Annotated in this window: 14 protein-coding genes; 5 read left to right on the forward strand and 9 right to left on the reverse strand. The window is 67.9% G+C overall.

Annotation, left to right across the window (positions count from 1 at the left end):
* The first annotated feature begins 60 nt into the window (after positions 1 to 60).
* A complete protein-coding gene (gene hrpB / locus EC839_RS11345; protein WP_007161895.1) occupies positions 61 to 2,565 on the forward strand; it encodes an ATP-dependent helicase HrpB in 2,505 nt (834 codons plus the stop codon).
* 34 nt (positions 2,566 to 2,599) lie between these two features.
* Here hrpB and EC839_RS11350 read toward each other — a convergent pair whose 3' ends face one another.
* Entirely contained in the window at positions 2,600 to 3,340 is a 741-nt protein-coding gene (locus EC839_RS11350; RefSeq protein WP_007161896.1) for an NPP1 family protein, read from the reverse strand.
* 351 nt (positions 3,341 to 3,691) lie between these two features.
* On the opposite strand from EC839_RS11350, the gene EC839_RS11355 reads away from it, so the two are divergent.
* A complete protein-coding gene (locus tag EC839_RS11355) occupies positions 3,692 to 4,120 on the forward strand; it encodes a pyridoxamine 5'-phosphate oxidase family protein (protein WP_007161897.1) in 429 nt (142 codons plus the stop codon).
* A 4-nt stretch (positions 4,121 to 4,124) separates the two neighbouring features.
* On the opposite strand, the gene EC839_RS11360 is transcribed toward EC839_RS11355, so the two are convergent.
* From EC839_RS11360 to EC839_RS11395, 8 genes are all read right to left on the reverse strand, one after another.
* Complete coding sequence (locus EC839_RS11360; RefSeq protein WP_007161898.1) at positions 4,125 to 5,333, reverse strand: amino acid deaminase; 1,209 nt, start codon at positions 5,331 to 5,333, stop codon at positions 4,125 to 4,127.
* Positions 5,330 to 6,103, reverse strand: a complete 774-nt coding sequence (locus EC839_RS11365; protein WP_007161899.1) for an IclR family transcriptional regulator — start codon at positions 6,101 to 6,103, stop codon at positions 5,330 to 5,332. The genes EC839_RS11360 and EC839_RS11365 overlap by 4 nt, the downstream gene beginning before the upstream one ends.
* 14 nt (positions 6,104 to 6,117) lie before the next feature.
* Complete coding sequence (locus EC839_RS11370) at positions 6,118 to 6,504, reverse strand: RidA family protein (RefSeq protein WP_007161900.1); 387 nt, start codon at positions 6,502 to 6,504, stop codon at positions 6,118 to 6,120.
* A gap of 28 nt (positions 6,505 to 6,532) precedes the next feature.
* On the reverse strand, positions 6,533 to 7,309 hold the full coding sequence (locus tag EC839_RS11375) for an amino acid ABC transporter ATP-binding protein (RefSeq protein WP_007161901.1): 777 nt from the start codon (positions 7,307 to 7,309) through the stop codon (positions 6,533 to 6,535).
* Positions 7,306 to 7,968: an amino acid ABC transporter permease gene (locus EC839_RS11380; RefSeq protein WP_007161902.1), complete on the reverse strand. Its 663-nt coding sequence runs from the start codon at positions 7,966 to 7,968 to the stop codon at positions 7,306 to 7,308. The genes EC839_RS11375 and EC839_RS11380 overlap by 4 nt, the downstream gene beginning before the upstream one ends.
* Positions 7,969 to 7,978: 10 nt before the next feature.
* On the reverse strand, positions 7,979 to 8,641 hold the full coding sequence (locus EC839_RS11385; protein WP_027598510.1) for an amino acid ABC transporter permease: 663 nt from the start codon (positions 8,639 to 8,641) through the stop codon (positions 7,979 to 7,981).
* A gap of 59 nt (positions 8,642 to 8,700) precedes the next feature.
* The gene (locus tag EC839_RS11390; RefSeq protein WP_223855486.1) at positions 8,701 to 9,480 is read right to left on the reverse strand and encodes a transporter substrate-binding domain-containing protein; all 780 of its coding nucleotides are present in this window, start codon (positions 9,478 to 9,480) and stop codon (positions 8,701 to 8,703) included.
* Positions 9,481 to 9,745: 265 nt separating this feature from the next.
* On the reverse strand, positions 9,746 to 11,209 hold the full coding sequence (locus EC839_RS11395; protein WP_007161905.1) for an amidohydrolase family protein: 1,464 nt from the start codon (positions 11,207 to 11,209) through the stop codon (positions 9,746 to 9,748).
* A 175-nt stretch (positions 11,210 to 11,384) separates the two neighbouring features.
* Here EC839_RS11395 and EC839_RS11400 point away from each other — a divergent pair, with 175 nt between their 5' ends.
* The 3 genes from EC839_RS11400 (at position 11,385) to EC839_RS11410 (ending at position 15,195) form a co-directional block, all read left to right on the forward strand.
* Positions 11,385 to 13,403: a methyl-accepting chemotaxis protein gene (locus EC839_RS11400; protein WP_039976159.1), complete on the forward strand. Its 2,019-nt coding sequence runs from the start codon at positions 11,385 to 11,387 to the stop codon at positions 13,401 to 13,403.
* Between the two features lie 96 nt (positions 13,404 to 13,499).
* On the forward strand, positions 13,500 to 13,931 hold the full coding sequence (locus tag EC839_RS11405; RefSeq protein ID WP_007161907.1) for a LexA family transcriptional regulator: 432 nt from the start codon (positions 13,500 to 13,502) through the stop codon (positions 13,929 to 13,931).
* Positions 13,924 to 15,195 carry a Y-family DNA polymerase gene (locus EC839_RS11410; protein WP_007161908.1) on the forward strand — a complete coding sequence of 424 codons (1,272 nt, stop codon included), beginning with the start codon at positions 13,924 to 13,926 and terminating at the stop codon, positions 15,193 to 15,195. Before EC839_RS11405 ends, EC839_RS11410 begins: the two co-directional genes overlap by 8 nt.
* Positions 15,196 to 15,204 lie beyond the last annotated feature (9 nt).

Here is a 15,204-nt window from a genome sequence, read left to right on the forward strand (position 1 = left end):
AATCACGGCGGGCGAGACGCTTTATACTGCCCGCCCCGTTGAGACCACCGGCCGTGCCCAATGACGCCCTTGCCCATCGATGTTGTCCTGCCCGAGCTGCGCCAGGCCCTCGCCCACCGTGACGACTGCGTGCTGGAAGCGCCGCCCGGGGCGGGCAAGACCACCCGGGTGCCCCTGGCGCTGTTGCAGGAGCCCTGGCTGGCCGGCCAGCGCATCCTGCTGCTGGAGCCGCGCCGGCTGGCGGCGCGCGCGGCCGCCGAGCGCCTGGCCGCGGAGCTGGGCGAAGGCGTCGGCGAGACGGTGGGCTATCGCATCCGCCTGGAGAGCCGGGTGGGCCCGCGAACCCGTATCGAGGTGGTCACCGAGGGCATCCTCACCCGGCGCCTGCAGGACGATCCGGCGCTGGACGGCGTCGGCCTGGTGATCTTCGACGAATTCCACGAACGCAGCCTGGACGCCGACCTGGCCCTGGCGCTGACCCTGAGCGGTCGCGAACTGCTGCGCGATACCCCGCTCAAGCTGCTGGTGATGTCGGCCACCCTGGAAGGCGAACGCCTCGCCGCGCTGCTCGGCGGCGCGCCGGTGGTGCGCAGCGAAGGACGGATGTTTCCGGTGACGACCCGCTGGAGCCGACCGCTCGGCCAGGACGAGCGCCTGGAGGCACGGGTGGCCGCCACGGTGCTCCAGGCGCTGGACGAGGAAGCCGGCAGCCTGCTGGTGTTCCTGCCCGGCCAGGCGGAGATCCGCCGCACCGCCGAGCGACTGGCCGAGCAGTTGCCGGCCGGTGTGCTGCTCTGTCCGCTGCACGGCGAGCTGGAGCTGGCCGCCCAGCGTGCGGCCATCGAGCCGGCGCCGCCAGGTAGCCGCAAGGTGGTGCTGGCCACCAACATCGCCGAGACCAGCCTGACCATCGAAGGGGTGCGAGTGGTGGTGGACGCGGGCCTGGCGCGAGTACCGGCCTTCGATCCCGGCAGTGGCATGACCCGCCTGACCACCCGGCGCATTTCCCGCGCCTCGGCGACCCAGCGCCAGGGCCGCGCCGGCCGCCTGGAGCCGGGCGTCTGCTATCGACTCTGGTCGGAGGAAGGGCATCAGCAGTTGCCGGCCTATGACAGCGCCGAGATCCTCCAGACCGATCTGGCCGGGCTGGCGCTGCAACTGGCGCGCTGGGGCATGAACGCCGAGGAGCTGGCCTGGCTCGATCCGCCACCCGCCGCCGCCCTGGCCCAGGCCCGCGATCTGCTGGTGCGCCTGGGCGCCCTGGACGACCAGGGCGTGCTCACCCCTCACGGCCAGGCCATGAGTGGCCTGCCGGCCCATCCACGGCTGGCGCACCTGCTGTTGCGGGGGCAGGCCTGGGGCCTGGCCGAGCGCGCCTGCGAGATCGCCGCGCTCTTGGGCGAGCGCGACCTGGCCCCGGGGCAGGGTGCCGATCTGCACACCCGCCTGCTGCTCCTGGGCGGTGACGGCCGCGGTCCACGCGGCGGCGTGGCGCGGATTCGGCAGCTGGTCCGCCAGTATCGCGGCCTGCTGCGTGGCCCGGCCGGGCAGCCGGTGGCCGATCCCGAGCACCCGCGCTGGACCGGTGCCCTGCTGGCCTGCGCCTATCCGGATCGCATCGCCCAGCAGCGCAAGGCCGGCGGCAAGGACTATCGCCTGGCCAATGGCCGGGCCGCCAGCTTTGGCGAACCGGATGGACTGATGAAATCGCCCTGGCTGGTGGTGGCCGATCTGGACAGTCGCCAGGGACAGCGCGAAGAGCGTATCTACCTGGCCGCGGAACTGGATCCGGCGCTGTTCGAGGGGCCACTGGCCGAGCAGGTGGCAGGCCACGACGAACTGGACTGGGACGAGCGCGAGGGAGTGCTGCGCGCCGAACGCCAGCGGCGGATCGGCCAGCTGGTGCTGAGCCGCGAACCCTTGAAGAATCTGGACGCCGCCGCCCGCAGCCGGGCGCTGCTCGGGCTGGTGCGGCGCAAGGGGCTGGAGCTGCTGCCCTGGACGCCGGAACTGCGCCAGTGGCAGGCGCGGGTGGCGCTGCTGCGCCAACTGGATCTGCAGCAGCAGCCGACGAGCGACTGGCCGGATGTGAGCGACGCCGCCCTGCTGGCCAGCCTGGAGGTCTGGCTGCTGCCTTATCTGGATCGCGTCAGCCGCCTGGCCCACTTCGCCACCCTGGACCTGGCCGCCATGCTCCAGGGCCTGCTGCCCTGGCCGCTGCCCCGTCAGCTCGACGAGCTGGCCCCGCGCGGTCTGGCCGTGCCCTCGGGTTCCACGATCCGCCTGGACTACAGCGAGCAGCCGCCGGTGCTGGCGGTGCGGCTGCAGGAGCTGTTCGGCCTGGCCGCCACCCCGCGCCTCGCCGGAGGGCGGCTGGCGGTCAAGCTGCACCTGCTCTCGCCCGCGCGGCGACCGGTACAGGTCACCCAGGACCTGGCCAGCTTCTGGGCCAATACCTACGGCGAGGTGAAGAAGGATCTCAAGGGACGCTATCCCAAGCACTACTGGCCGGACGATCCCCTGATCGCCGAACCCACGGCGCGCGCCAAGCCGCGAGGTCAGTGAGGGCGCGTATCACCCACCGCGCCCTGGCCATGGGCTAGTCGCTCTCCCAGGCTTTGCGCAGATTGGACCAGAAGGCTCCGCCATCCTTGAAGGGCACGTTGGCCGCGCCGAAGTCGTAGCTGTTCAGGGTGTTCTTGGCGGGGACCGGCATCCGGCTCCAGCTGATCAGCGGCTGGCTGCGGCCCATGTCGTTGGTGGCATCGGGAGAGTGGTCGGCGAAGCCCTTGTAGGTCGCATGGTAGGTGACCTTGGGATGTACGCCCTCGGCAAGATAACCGCTGTGGCCTCGCCAGACGGGCGGATTGAAGTTCACCTGGTATTTGCCGTGAGTGGAATAGTCTATCTTCAGTATGGGAGAGCCGACTTTGCACTCGTTGGTCCAGACGACGATATCTTCCCAGTCATGGCGATGACCGCCGGCAGCGCCCAGATAGTTCGGCGGCTGATCCTTGGGGAAATACCAGGAATACATGATCGCGCAATGTTTGAAATATTCGGCCATGCGCGAATAAACCTGGCCATTGGTGCCGCGACAATGACCATCCGGGGCGCCCGAAGGATGCAGGCCGCCACTGACGTTGCCCGCGGAATCCACGGCCGGATAGTTGTTGCAGGAGTCCGGACCGTCGGCAATCATCGGCTGATAATAGTATTCGACGGCGGTGGCATCGGCGGGAATCTGTTGTACCTGGTCGTGGTTGAGCACGGCGGCGAACGCGGGTGCCGTCAGGCAGAGTGTCGTGGACACCATCAATAGCGAGACCTTACTGCTCATGAAGAATCTCTCCACTAAGTAATAGGGTGGTCGTTCATTAAAAGGTGAGTTGCTTTCTGAAAGTTGCTGTATCGGCAACCCAGTCAAACTTGGTCCGTCACAATTTTCTATAGCGCTCTTGTTGGTTTTATTTAACTGCGGTGACACTTGAATGGCAGGTGCGGCTTAAGGAAAGGGGGCACTGGCGCGAGGCGATTGGTGGATACCGAGCTGGGTCAGCGCAGGTCGTTTCTGCCGAACGCCCTCCGTCCGAAAAGGCCGGGCGACGCCGCTGCGCCGGAACCAAGCGGCCGCCGCCCCCGGTCTGAATGCAGACGGGCACTGCCTGCCCGCCCAACCGGAGCGACCCCCATGGCCGACAAGACCCTGCACGACCTTTCCAAAGCGATGCGCGATCTGGATTTCTGCATGCTGACCACCGGTACCGGCCGCCTGACCAGCCGGCCGATGAGCAACAACGGCGACGTCGAATACGACGGGGACTCCTGGTTCTATGCCTACGAGGACTCGGCCAAGATCCGGGACATCGAGCAGGATCCGGCGGTGGGGCTGAGCTTCAGCGAGGGCAAGAGCCTGCTCGGCAAGCCCGGCATCTTCATCGGCATCGAAGGGCACGCCGAGCTGATCCGTGACAAGGCGCAATTCGAGGCGCACTGGACCAAGAATCTGGACCGCTGGTTTCCCCAGGGCACCGACACGCCCGGCATGATCCTCATCAAGGTGCATGCCGAGCGCATCCGTTACTGGGATGGCGAGGAGGAAGGCGAGCTGCGCCCCTGAGGTCCTAGAAGCAGGTCGCGAAGGTCTCCACGACCTCCAGTCCTCCGTCGACGATGCAGCCCTGGCGCCACTTGTCGAAGGTCAGGCAAGGGTGGGAGGTGCCCAGGGCGATGATGTCGCCGATGGCCAGCGCGGTCTCCGGGGCGACGACCATGAAGGCGTGCTGGTCCATGATCGCCGTGACCGTGCAGCCGCTGACGTCGACGGCCTCGGCAGCGGTCTGGCCGGGCCGGTAACGGCGCAGCGGCAGCGGCAGGCCGGCGTCGTGGGCGATGTCGCGCTTGCCCAGGGCGAGGATGGCGAAACCGGGTTCGGGCAGGGATTGCACGTGAGCCCAGACCTCCAGCGCCGGTTGCAGGCCTTCGTTCAGACCGGTGCGGGCCAGGACGCCACGCTGGGCATCGCGATAGATCCCGTGGTCATGGACCACATAGCTGCCGGGGCGCATGACGGCGAGAAAGCGCTCGCGCACTGCCAGCTGGTCGAAGGCGGCGGCGATCAGGTCGTACCAGGCCGAACCCGAGGCGGTGACGATGGGCCGGTCGAGGGCGAAGGCGCCCTGGCCGCGCAACTCTTCGGCCAGGCGCACCAGGGAATCGGCGAAGGCGCGGATGTCGGTGGCCGCCTCGGCGCCGTGGATCACTCCCTCGTAACCTTCGATGCCGGTCAGGCGCAGCGCCGGTTGCCCGGCGATGGCCCGGGCCAGTTCTCGTACCTCGGCTTCGCTGCGGCAACCGCAACGGCCGCCGGGTACGCCGTATTCGATCATCACCTGCAAGGCCAGGCCGCGTGCGCCAAAGAAGTCGCCCAGGGCGGAGACCTGATCGGGATGATCCACTAGGCAATGGAAGTCGAAGTCCGGATCGGCGGCGAGCAACTCGGCGATCAGCGCCATGTTCGGCGCCCCCACCAGCTGGTTGGCCATCAGCACCCGACGCACGCCCTGAGCCTGGGCGGCGCGGGTCTGCACCGCGGTGGCCAGGGTCATGCCCCAGGCACCCGCGGCCAGCTGGCGCTGAAACAGCGCCGGCGCCATGCTGGTCTTGCCATGGGGTGCGAGTTCGGCGCCGCGATCGCTGGCGAAGGCCTGCATCCAGGCGATGTTGTGGTCGAGCGCAGCCTGGTGGATGACCAGGGCGGGCAGGGGCACGTCGCTGAGCAGGCTGGCGCCAGGGGTGGCGGCACCTTTCTCGGGAGCTTTGAGGATGGTCATGGATTCTCCTGGCCGCCCAGGCGCTGGGACAGGCGGCGGGCGCTGTCGATCAGCACCTGGCGGTACTCGGCATGGTGGGCCTGGGCGTCGGCGCGGGGCGCTACTATGCACAGGGTGGCGATGCTCAGGCCGCTGGCGTCCTGCACCGGGGCGGCGAAGCAGTGGGTGTAGGTGTCGGCGATGCTGTCGAAGGAAAAAAAGCCTTCGGCGCAGGCGCTGCGGATCTCGGCGATAAAGGTCGCCGGGGGCAGGCGGCTGCCGTCGGGCAGGATGAAGTCGTCCGGATCGATCAGGGCGAGGATCTCGGCATCGCTCAGGTGACCGAGCAGCAGTCGCCCGGACGCGGTCCAGGGAATGGGCGCGTCCTCGCCGACATTGGACGAGATGCGAAAGGCGCGGGCGCCTTCCTTCATCAGCGAGACGGTGTACTTGCGGCCGTTGAGCTGGCACAGCTGGGCGGTCTCGCGGGTCTGGGCGACGATGTCGTCCAGCAGCAGCCCGGCCTCGCGGGCCAGATCGAAGTGGCGCAGGTGCGCCTGGCCGAGAAAGTACAGCTCGCGGCCCAGGTAGACCTGACCGTCGCGGCCCACGGCATCGAGCATGTGCCGCTCCAGCAGCAGGCCGACCAGGTCGTAGACGGTGGACTTGGGAATGCCCAGGCCCGCGGCGATCTCGTTGGGGCGCAGCGGCCGACCTACCCGCTTGAGGTGATCGAGGATGTCGAAGGCGCGGTCCAGGCCACGGGCTCGTTGGCGGGTAGGTTCGGTCATCTGTGCGGTTTGTCTCAGGCCTTGGGTTTGTAGGCGATGCAGTCGATCTCGACCTTGCAGTCCACCATCATGGAGGACTGCACGCAGGCGCGCGCCGGGGCGTGGCCGGCGAAGTACTCGGCGAACACCTTGTTGAAGCTCCAGAAATCACGCGGATCGTCCAGCCAGACGCCGGCACGCACCACGTGCTCCAGACCGTAGCCGGCTTCGTGCAGGATGGCGATCAGATTCTGCATGGTCTTGTGGGTCTGGGCGACGATGCCGCCGTCGATGATCTCGCCATTCTCCATGGCCACCTGGCCGGAGACGTGCAGCCAGCCATCGGCTTCCACCGCTCGGGCGAAGGGCAGGGGTTGGCCGCCTGCGCCGCGTTCGCCGGCGCCGTATCGGGTGATGCTCATAAGGATGCTCCTGTAGCGGGGGAAGGATTCAGAAGGAGGTCCGGCCGAGAAATTCGGCGAGACGGGTGGAACGGGGGCGCTCGAAGAGTTCGCGAGGCGGGCCCTGCTCCTCGATGCGGCCCTGGCTCATGAAGACGATGCGATCGGACACCTCGTAGGCGAATCTCATCTCGTGGGTCACCAGCAGCATGGTCATGCCGTCCTGGGCCAGGTCCTTGATCACCGCCAGCACCTCGCCGACCAGCTCGGGGTCCAGCGCCGAGGTGGGTTCGTCGAACAGCATCAGGCTGGGATTCATGGCGATGGCGCGGGCGATGGCCACCCGCTGCTGCTGACCGCCAGAGAGTTGGCCGGGATGATGGTCGCGTCTTTCGATCAGGCCGACCCGGCGCAGCCACTGTTCGCCCAGGGCGATGGCTTCGTCCTTGCCCATCTTCTTGACCTTGCGCAGGCCGAGGGTGACGTTTTCCAGGGCGGTGAGGTGGGGAAACAGATTGAATTGCTGGAAGGCCATGCCGGTGAGCGAGCGCTGGCGGGCGATCTCGCGCTCCGGCAGGCGCTGGCGGCGACCGCCTTCCTCGCGGTAGCCGATGGCCTCGCCGGCCAGCTGGATGCTGCCGCCCTGGAAGTCTTCCAGCAGGTTGACGCAGCGCAGCAGGGTGGTCTTGCCCGAGCCGCTGGAGCCGATCAGGGTGACCACGTCACCGCGGTCCAGAGACAGGTCGATGCCCTTGAGCACCTCGGTGGCGCCGAAACTCTTGTGCAGGCCGTTGATGCTCAGCAGCGGGGCGTTGGCGTCGGTCATGGCAGGGTCACCCGTTTTTCCAGATAGCGGCCGAACCGCTCGATGGCGAAGTTGATGAGAAAGAACAGCAGCCCGGCGAACAGATAGAACTGCAGGGTCATGAAGGTGCGGGCGATGACCTGCTGGCTGCTCAGCAGCAACTCGGCCACGCCGATCACCGAGAGCAGGGTGGAGGCCTTGACGATCTCGGTGGAGGCATTGACCCAGGTCGGCAGGATCTGGCGCAGCGCCTGGGGCAGCAGCACCTCCTTGAGACTCTGGGCGAAGGTCAGGCCGATGGCCTTGGCCGCCTCGTGCTGCCCGCGGGGAATGGCCTGCAGCGCGCCGCGGACGATCTCCGCCACGTGGGAACCGCAGAACAGCAGCAGCGCCGCGGTGCCGGCCTGGAAGGGCGTGGGCCGCAGGCCCAGTGCCGGCGCCATGTAGTAGCAGGCCAGCACCAGCACGAACACCGGGGTGCCGCGGATCAGATCGGCATAGACGCGGAACGGCAGGCGCAGCGGCCAGCGGCCATAGGTCAGCGCCAGGCCGCCGAGGGTCCCGAACAGGGTGCCGCCGAGCACCGCCAGTACCGAGCAGGCCAGGGTGGTGGCGAACCCGGCGGCCAGGGTCTGGCGCGCGTTCCACAATTCCAGGAACCAGGAGGGGGCTTCGTACACGATCGGGCTCCTAGCGGGTCAGGCTCAGGCGTCGCTCCAGCTGGCGCAGCAGCAGGGCGATGACGTAGCAGGTGAGGATGTAGAGGGCGCTGGTCACCAGCCAGGTCTCGATGACCCGGTAGCTTTCCAGGTTGATCTTGCGCGCCTGGTAGGTCAGCTCCGGCACGGCGATGGCCGCCGCCAGGGAGGTGTCCTTGAACAGCGAGATGAAGCTGTTGGACAGCGACGGCAGCACGTTGCGCAGCATCACCGGAATGATGACGTAGGCCTTGATCTGCCACTCGCGCAGGCCGATGGCCAGGCCCGCCTCGCGCTGGCCCTTGGGAATGGCCATGAGCCCGCCGCGAAACACCTCGGCCAGGTAGGCCCCGGCATAGAGCGCCAGGGTGATGAGAAAGGAGCTGAGCTTGTCCAGGCGGATGCCGACGCTGGGCAGGGCGAAGTACAGCAGCAGGATCAGCACCAGGATCGGGGTATTGCGCACCAGGGTGACATAGCCCCCCGCCAGCCAGCGCAGCGCCCGCACCGGCGAGAGCAGGGCGAAGGCGGTGGCCAGGCCGATCAGGCAGCCGATGGCAATGCCCACCAGCGCCAGCTGCAGGCCGAGGGCGAGCCCGGCCAGCAGGTGGTCCAGGTTCTGCCACACGGGGGCGAAGTTGAGGGTGTAGTTCATGCTCTGCCGTTACCTAGAAAGCACCTAGAGGGCGCGGACGGACCGCGCCGGGGCCAGGATCACTTGAACTCGACGGGGAAGCCGATCGCCGGAGAGGGCAGCTCGACGCCAAACCACTTCTTGAAGGACGCCTGATAGGTGGGGAATTCCACACCGGTCATGGCCTCGTGCAGGGCGGTGTTGACGAAGTTCAGCCAGTCCTGGTCGCCGCGCTTGACCGCGCAGGCGTAGGTCTGGGGACTCCAGGCGTAGTCGGGCGAGCGGTAGCGGCCGGGATTCTGAGTCATCAGGTACTTGACCGAGGACTGGTCGGTGGCCACGGCGTCGGCGCGGCCGGTGCCCAGGGCCTGGTAGAGCAGGTCGACGCTGTCGTACTGGTCGACCTTGGCGCCGGGCAGCGCCTGGTGCACCAGTTCCTCGGCATAGACGTTCTGCAGCACGGCCACGGTCAGGTCGCCCTTGGCCGCCTTGAGGTCGTCGATCTGCTGGTAGCGGCTGTTGGCCGGCAGGAGCAGGGCCACGCCTTCGCGGTAGTAGGGCAGGGTGAAGGCCACCTGCTGGGCGCGGCTGGCGGTCACGGTGATGAACTGGCAGCTGATGTCGACCTTGTCGGTGAGCAGGTTGGGGATGCGCGCATCCGAGCCCTGGACCACGAATTCGACCTTTTCCGGATCGTTGAACAGGCCCTTGGCGATGACCTTGGAGATATCGATATCGAAGCCCTGCAACTTGCCGTCGGCGCCCTGGAAGTGCCAGGGCGCATTGGTGCTGCCGGTGCCCACCACCAGATGGCCGCGCTTGAGCACGTCATCCAGCTTGGCCGCCTGAGCGCCGGTCATGGCGACCAGGCCGATCAGCAACGCCAGCGTTTTCCACCCCTTCGTCTTGCCTGTCATCGCGCGTCTCCTGTTCCGTTATAGCGGAAGTGTGTTCGTAACAACGGAATAGGTTGCAGCGACTGTGCCAGCTTTTGGCATGACGTTGCAAATCAAGGGCTTGGCGTGAGGAACAGGCAGCGGAAGGGGCTCCCGGTGCGCCAGGGGGCACCGGGAGGTGGCGGAAGGTAACGGAGATGCACCAGCTAGAGGCGTTACCCGGTAGCGCTTAACCGGAATGGGGGAAGGTCGACCGCAGATCCCCAGCGCGCGGCAGGAAGCGACCATGACGCTCGCCAATGGCCTGCCCGGGTGCATAGGCCAGGTGCCCATTCACCCAGACCGCTTCGATGCCTTCGGCAGGCCGTTGCGGCTCGCTGAAGTCGGCCACGTCGCGGATACGGGCGGGGTCGAACAACACCAGATCGGCCTGGGCGCCGGGCTCGATCAGGCCGCGATCCGCCAAGCCGAAGCGGGCGGCGGAGAGGCCGGTCATCTTGTGCACGGCGGTGTGCAAGGGAAAAAGGCCGAGGTCGCGGCTGAAGTGACCGAGCACCCGTGGGAAGGCGCCCCAGAGGCGTGGATGGGGGAAGGGGTCCTCGGGCAGGCCATCGGAGCCGATCATGCTTAGCGGATGGGCGAGAATGAGGCGCACGTCGGCTTCGCTCATGCCGTAGTAGACGGCACCGGCCGGTTGCAGGCGGTGGGCGGTTTCCTGCAGGTCCAGGCCCCAGTCGGCGGCGATGTCGGCCAGGTCGCGGCCGCCGCACTCGGGATGCGGGGTGGACCAGGTGATGGTGATGCGGTGGCGGTCGGTGACCTGCTTGAGATCCAGGGTGGAGGAGCTGGCGGCATAGGGATAGCAGTCGCAGCCGACCGGCTGGCTGTGGGCGGCCCGCGCCAGGGCGCCGAGCAACTCCGGCGCGCGGCCCCAGTTGTCCACCCCGGCGCACTTGAAGTGGGACACCACCACCGGCGCCCGGGTCTGGCGGCCGATGGCCAGGGCTTCGTCCAGGGCCTCGTGCACCGCGGCGAATTCGCTGCGCAGGTGGGTCGCATAGAGTCCGCCCACGGCGTCCAGCTCGGCGGCCAGCTCCGCCACCTCCGCGGTCGGCGCCGCCATGGCGGAGGCGTAGGCCAGGCCGGTGGAGAGCCCCAGGGCGCCAGCGGCCAGGCTGTCGCGCAATTCGGCGCGCATGGCGGCGATCTCGGCAGGGGTGGCAGCCCGCTGGAGATCGTCCAGGTGATTGCTGCGCAGCGCCGTGTGCCCGACCAGGGCGGCGACGTTGACCCCGGGGCGGGCCTGCTCCACCGCCGCGCGGTAGGCGGCAAAGGTGGGATAACCGAAGGCCGCCGCCGGGCCGAGCAGATTCAAGGGATCCGGCGGCTCGCCGCGTAGCCGCACCGGGGCGGCGCTGATGCCGCAGTTGCCCACCACCACCGTGGTGACCCCCTGGCTGAGCTTGGGCAACTGCTCGGGGCGGCGGATGACCATGGTGTCGTCATGGGTGTGGACATCGATGAAGCCGGGAGCCAGGGCCAGGCCGCGGCCATCGCGGACCTCCCGTGCCGGTTGCCCGGCCAACTGACCGAGTGCCTGGATACGCTCGCCGGCAATCGCCACGTCGATTACCCGGCCCGGACGGTCGCGACCATCCAGCACAAGGGCATTGAGAATCACTACATCATGCATGCCAGAGCCATCCTGCGACCGTTGGGGGACGCCTTTCGACCGCCGGGTGGCAAAGAGCCATATAAGCGAGACGGCAGACCGATAGCGATAGAACTGTTACAAAATACTCTGTCTATTAGGTCACAAATTGGGCGGTACAGCCCGAGTGTTCCTTCCTGCCGCCCGTGAGCTCACCATGAATCTGTTGACCCCTGCTGTAGCCCTAATGAATCGCCTGAGATTCTCCGCCAAATTCGCCTGCCTGGCGGCCATCGTCCTGGTGCCCCTGGTGTTTCTCAGTGTCTACCTCTATCAGGATATCCAGGAACAGCGGGTCGGCCTGGCCCAGGAAATAGACGGTCAGCGCTATCTGACGCAACTGACCCCAGTCGCCCGCCTGAGCATGTTGCAGCGCGCCCTGACCAAGCGACTCCAGGATGGCGATGCCTCCGCCCAGCAGGACTGGCAGAACAACCGTGACAACCTGCTCAAGGCCTATGACGATCTGGGCCGGCTGGATCGCGAACTCGGCACCCAGCTGGAAATCGGGGATCGCCTGAGCCAGTTGCGGCGGGGCGCCGAGCGCCTGATGCAGGGGACCACGGGCACCCCGCTGGAGGTGTTCGAGGCCTGGAACGAGCAGCTGACCCAGACCCTCAATCTCTTCTATTACGTCTCGGCCACCTCCGGCCTGGCGCTGGACTCTGATTACGCCAGCCTCTTTCTGATCGACATCACCTCCGTGCGTCTGCCGCGAGAAATCAACCTCATCGGCCAGCTGCGCGGCCTGGCTACCGGTCTGAGTGCCACCAACCGCTTCGATCCCGCCAGTCTGAATCTGGCGCGCAGCGTGGTGAGACAGGAACGGCAGAGCGCCGACGAACTGGAGCAGGGTCTCGGCCTCCTGGCGCGGCAGGCGCCGGAGCTGGCCCAGCGCCTCAAGGGCTCCCTGGCCCAGGCGGCGGACGACTATGCCAACTTCCGTCAGGGCATGCAGGCGGCCATGACCAATGAGGGTACGGTTTCCGGTCGCGCCCTGGGTACCCAGGGCAATGCCGTGGTCGCCCGCTACTACAAGGTGCAGGACGAGGCGCAGGGCCAGCTCTCCCAGCTGCTGGCCGAGCGTCTGGCGCATGCGACCATGCTGCGTAATCTGGTCGTGGGCATGATCCTGGGCGCCCTGCTGCTGCTGGCCTACACCTTCGCCGGCATCTACCAGGCCCTGCGCCTGGGGATCGCCGAACTGGTCGGGGTGACTGCCGCCGCGGCCCAGGGTGATCTGAGTCGCCGCGCCGCCCTGCGCGGGCGTGACGAGATCGCCGACATCGGCCGTAGCCTGGACGCGATGCTGGAGGCCTTCGGTCGCTCGCTGCGCGAGGTCGATCAGGCCTCCAACGCGGTGGCCGAGGCCTCGGGATCCCTGGCCGGCTCCATCGGCCAGGCCCGTTCGACCATGCAGACGCAACAGGGCGAGACCGATCAGGTCGCCACCGCCATCACCGAGATGACCGCCAGCGTGGCGGACGTCGCCAACAACACCGAAGGCGCCGTGGCCGCCGCCCAGCAGGCCGATCAGGCCACCCGCGAAGGCACCCGGGTGATGCAGCAGACGCAACAGGCCATCGAAGCCCTGGCCGCCGAGGTGGACCTCAGCGCCACCAAGGTCGCGGCCTTGGAAACCCATAGCCAGGCCATTGGGGGTGTCATCGCGGTGATTCGCACCATCGCCGAGCAGACCAATCTGCTGGCGCTCAACGCCGCCATCGAGGCCGCTCGGGCCGGCGAGCAGGGCCGCGGCTTCGCCGTGGTGGCCGACGAGGTCCGCACCCTGGCCTCGCGCACCCAGACCTCCACCGAGGAAATCCGCCGCATCATCGAGCAGTTGCAAGCTGCCACCGGCGAGGCCGTCGGGCAGATGCAGGCCAGCCGCGGCCATGCCCTGACCGGCGTCGCGGCCGCCGAACAGGCCAGCGTCAGCCTGACCAGCATCGGCGCCGCCGTGGAGCGCATCGTCGACGTCAACGTGCAGATCGCCAGTGCCGCGGAACAGCAGGCGGCGGTCTCCGAAGACATCAACCGCAACACCACCGGCATCCGCGCCAGCACCCTGCAGGTCCTGACCGGTATCGAGTCCGATGCCGGTACCGCCGAACGCCTCGCTGGTCTCTCCCAGGACCTGCGCGGCATCGTCTCGCGCTTCCGCCTCAGCGCCTGATGGCGCCGCTCATCGGCGCAGATTAGGTCGGACTTTACAACACGGCAGCTGCGAATAACTGTATAAATAGACAGTTATCCGCAGGAGCGCCTTGTCATGTCCGTTACCGTCCTGGGTTGCCTGGAATCGTCCGACACCTGGCTGCCGCTCTATGATTTTCGCCTGCCGTGCGGCTTTCCGTCGCCGGCCCAGGATCATCTGGAGCGCCAGGTCTCGCTGGACGAGCTGGTCGACCTGCGCGCGCCCCACACCTATGTCATCCAGGTCAGTGGCGACAGCATGACCGGCGCCGGCATCTTTGCCGGCGACCTGGTGATCGTCGATCGCGCCCGGCCGGCACGGGTCGGCGACATCGTGGTGGCGGTGCGCGATCGCGAACCCACCCTCAAGCGCCTCGGCCGGCGCGGCGCCAATTTCGTCCTGCTGGCGGAAAATCCCGCCTATGCCCCCCTGGTCATCGGCGAGCGCGACGACTTCGAGGTCTGGGGCGTGGCCACCCACAGCCTGAGGCGCTTCGGCCATGGCTGAGTCGGTGCTGGCGCTGATCGACTGCAACGCCTTTTATTGCAGTTGCGAGCGGGTCTTCCGCCCCGATCTCGCCGGGCGCCCGGTGGTGGTGCTGTCCAACAACGACGGCTGCGTGATCGCCCGCTCGCCCGAGGCCAAGCGCCTGGGCATCGCCATGGCGGCGCCCTGGTTCCAGGTGCGCGAACTGGCCCAGCGCGGCGAAGTGACGGCCTTCAGTTCCAACTACGCCCTCTACGGCGATCTCAGCGATCGGGTGATGCGCACCCTGGCGACCCTGGTGCCGCGTCTGGAGCGGTACAGCATCGACGAGGTGTTCGCCGATCTGGCCGGCCTGCCCGAACCCCTGGATGCCCTCGGCCATCGCCTGCAGGCGCGGGTGCAGAAGTGGACGGGCATCCCGGTCAGCATCGGCATCGCCGGCACCAAGACCCTGGCCAAGCTGGCCAACGCCGCCGCCAAGCGCTGGCCGGAGCGCACCGGCGGGGTGCTGGATCTGCGCGATCCGGCGGTGCATGACTGGGTGCTCAAGCATTCGCCCATCGAAGACGTCTGGGGCGTCGGCCGGCGCCTGGCCGCGCGGCTGCGCGGGGAGGGGGTCACCACGGCCTGGGAATTGGCCGGGCAGGATGCCTGGTCGCTGCGCCAGCGCTACAGCGTGGTGCTGGAAAAGACCGCGCGGGAATTGCGCGGCCTGGCCTGCCTGAGCCTGGAAGAATTGGAAGCGCCGCGGCAGAGCATCTGCAGCAGTCGCATGTTCGGCCGCCGCCAGTACCAGTTCGGCGCTCTGGCCGAGGCGGTGGCCAGCTACACCGCCCGCGCCGCGGAAAAGCTGCGCGCCCAGGGCTCGCTCTGTCGCACCCTCAGGGTCAGCATCCAGACCGGCATGCACGGCGCCGACGAAGGCCGCTACGCCAATGCCGCCCTGCTCAACCTGCCGGTGCCCAGCGACGACACCCGGGTGCTCAACGACCATGCCCAGGCGGGCCTGCGCGAGATCTTTCGCGACGGCTTCGGCTACGCCAAGGCCGAGGTGCTGCTGCTCGAGCTCTGCGGCCGAGGCGAGGTGGCGGCGGATCTCTTCGCCGCCGCCCCGGATCCGGCCGCGGCCCGGCTGATGGCGACCCTGGACGCCATCAACGGCCGGTTTGGTCGCGAGACCCTGAGACCCGCACGGATCCCGCGCGATCCCGCCTGGCAGATGCGCCGTGACCTGCTCAGCCCGCGCTACACCACCCGGCTCGCTGAACTCTGGACGGTGGGTTGAGCGTCGGAA

Source organism: Pseudomonas sp. JUb52 (genome assembly GCF_004341115.1).
Classification (GTDB): Bacteria; Pseudomonadota; Gammaproteobacteria; order Pseudomonadales; family Pseudomonadaceae; genus Chryseomonas; species Chryseomonas oryzihabitans.

Coding starts and splice junctions, on each gene's coding strand:
- EC839_RS11385 (WP_027598510.1), bottom strand. CDS start 8,641: ATGAACTACACCCTCAACTTCGCCCCCGTGTGGCAGAACCTGGACCAC.
- EC839_RS11370 (WP_007161900.1), bottom strand. CDS start 6,504: ATGAGCATCACCCGATACGGCGCCGGCGAACGCGGCGCAGGCGGCCAA.
- EC839_RS11400 (WP_039976159.1), top strand. CDS start 11,385: ATGAATCTGTTGACCCCTGCTGTAGCCCTAATGAATCGCCTGAGATTC.
- EC839_RS11375 (WP_007161901.1), bottom strand. CDS start 7,309: ATGACCGACGCCAACGCCCCGCTGCTGAGCATCAACGGCCTGCACAAG.
- EC839_RS11405 (WP_007161907.1), top strand. CDS start 13,500: ATGTCCGTTACCGTCCTGGGTTGCCTGGAATCGTCCGACACCTGGCTG.
- EC839_RS11350 (WP_007161896.1), bottom strand. CDS start 3,340: ATGAGCAGTAAGGTCTCGCTATTGATGGTGTCCACGACACTCTGCCTG.
- EC839_RS11365 (WP_007161899.1), bottom strand. CDS start 6,103: ATGACCGAACCTACCCGCCAACGAGCCCGTGGCCTGGACCGCGCCTTC.
- EC839_RS11410 (WP_007161908.1), top strand. CDS start 13,924: ATGGCTGAGTCGGTGCTGGCGCTGATCGACTGCAACGCCTTTTATTGC.
- EC839_RS11360 (WP_007161898.1), bottom strand. CDS start 5,333: ATGACCATCCTCAAAGCTCCCGAGAAAGGTGCCGCCACCCCTGGCGCC.
- hrpB (WP_007161895.1), top strand. CDS start 61: ATGACGCCCTTGCCCATCGATGTTGTCCTGCCCGAGCTGCGCCAGGCC.
- EC839_RS11395 (WP_007161905.1), bottom strand. CDS start 11,209: ATGCATGATGTAGTGATTCTCAATGCCCTTGTGCTGGATGGTCGCGAC.
- EC839_RS11355 (WP_007161897.1), top strand. CDS start 3,692: ATGGCCGACAAGACCCTGCACGACCTTTCCAAAGCGATGCGCGATCTG.
- EC839_RS11390 (WP_223855486.1), bottom strand. CDS start 9,480: ATGACCGGCGCTCAGGCGGCCAAGCTGGATGACGTGCTCAAGCGCGGC.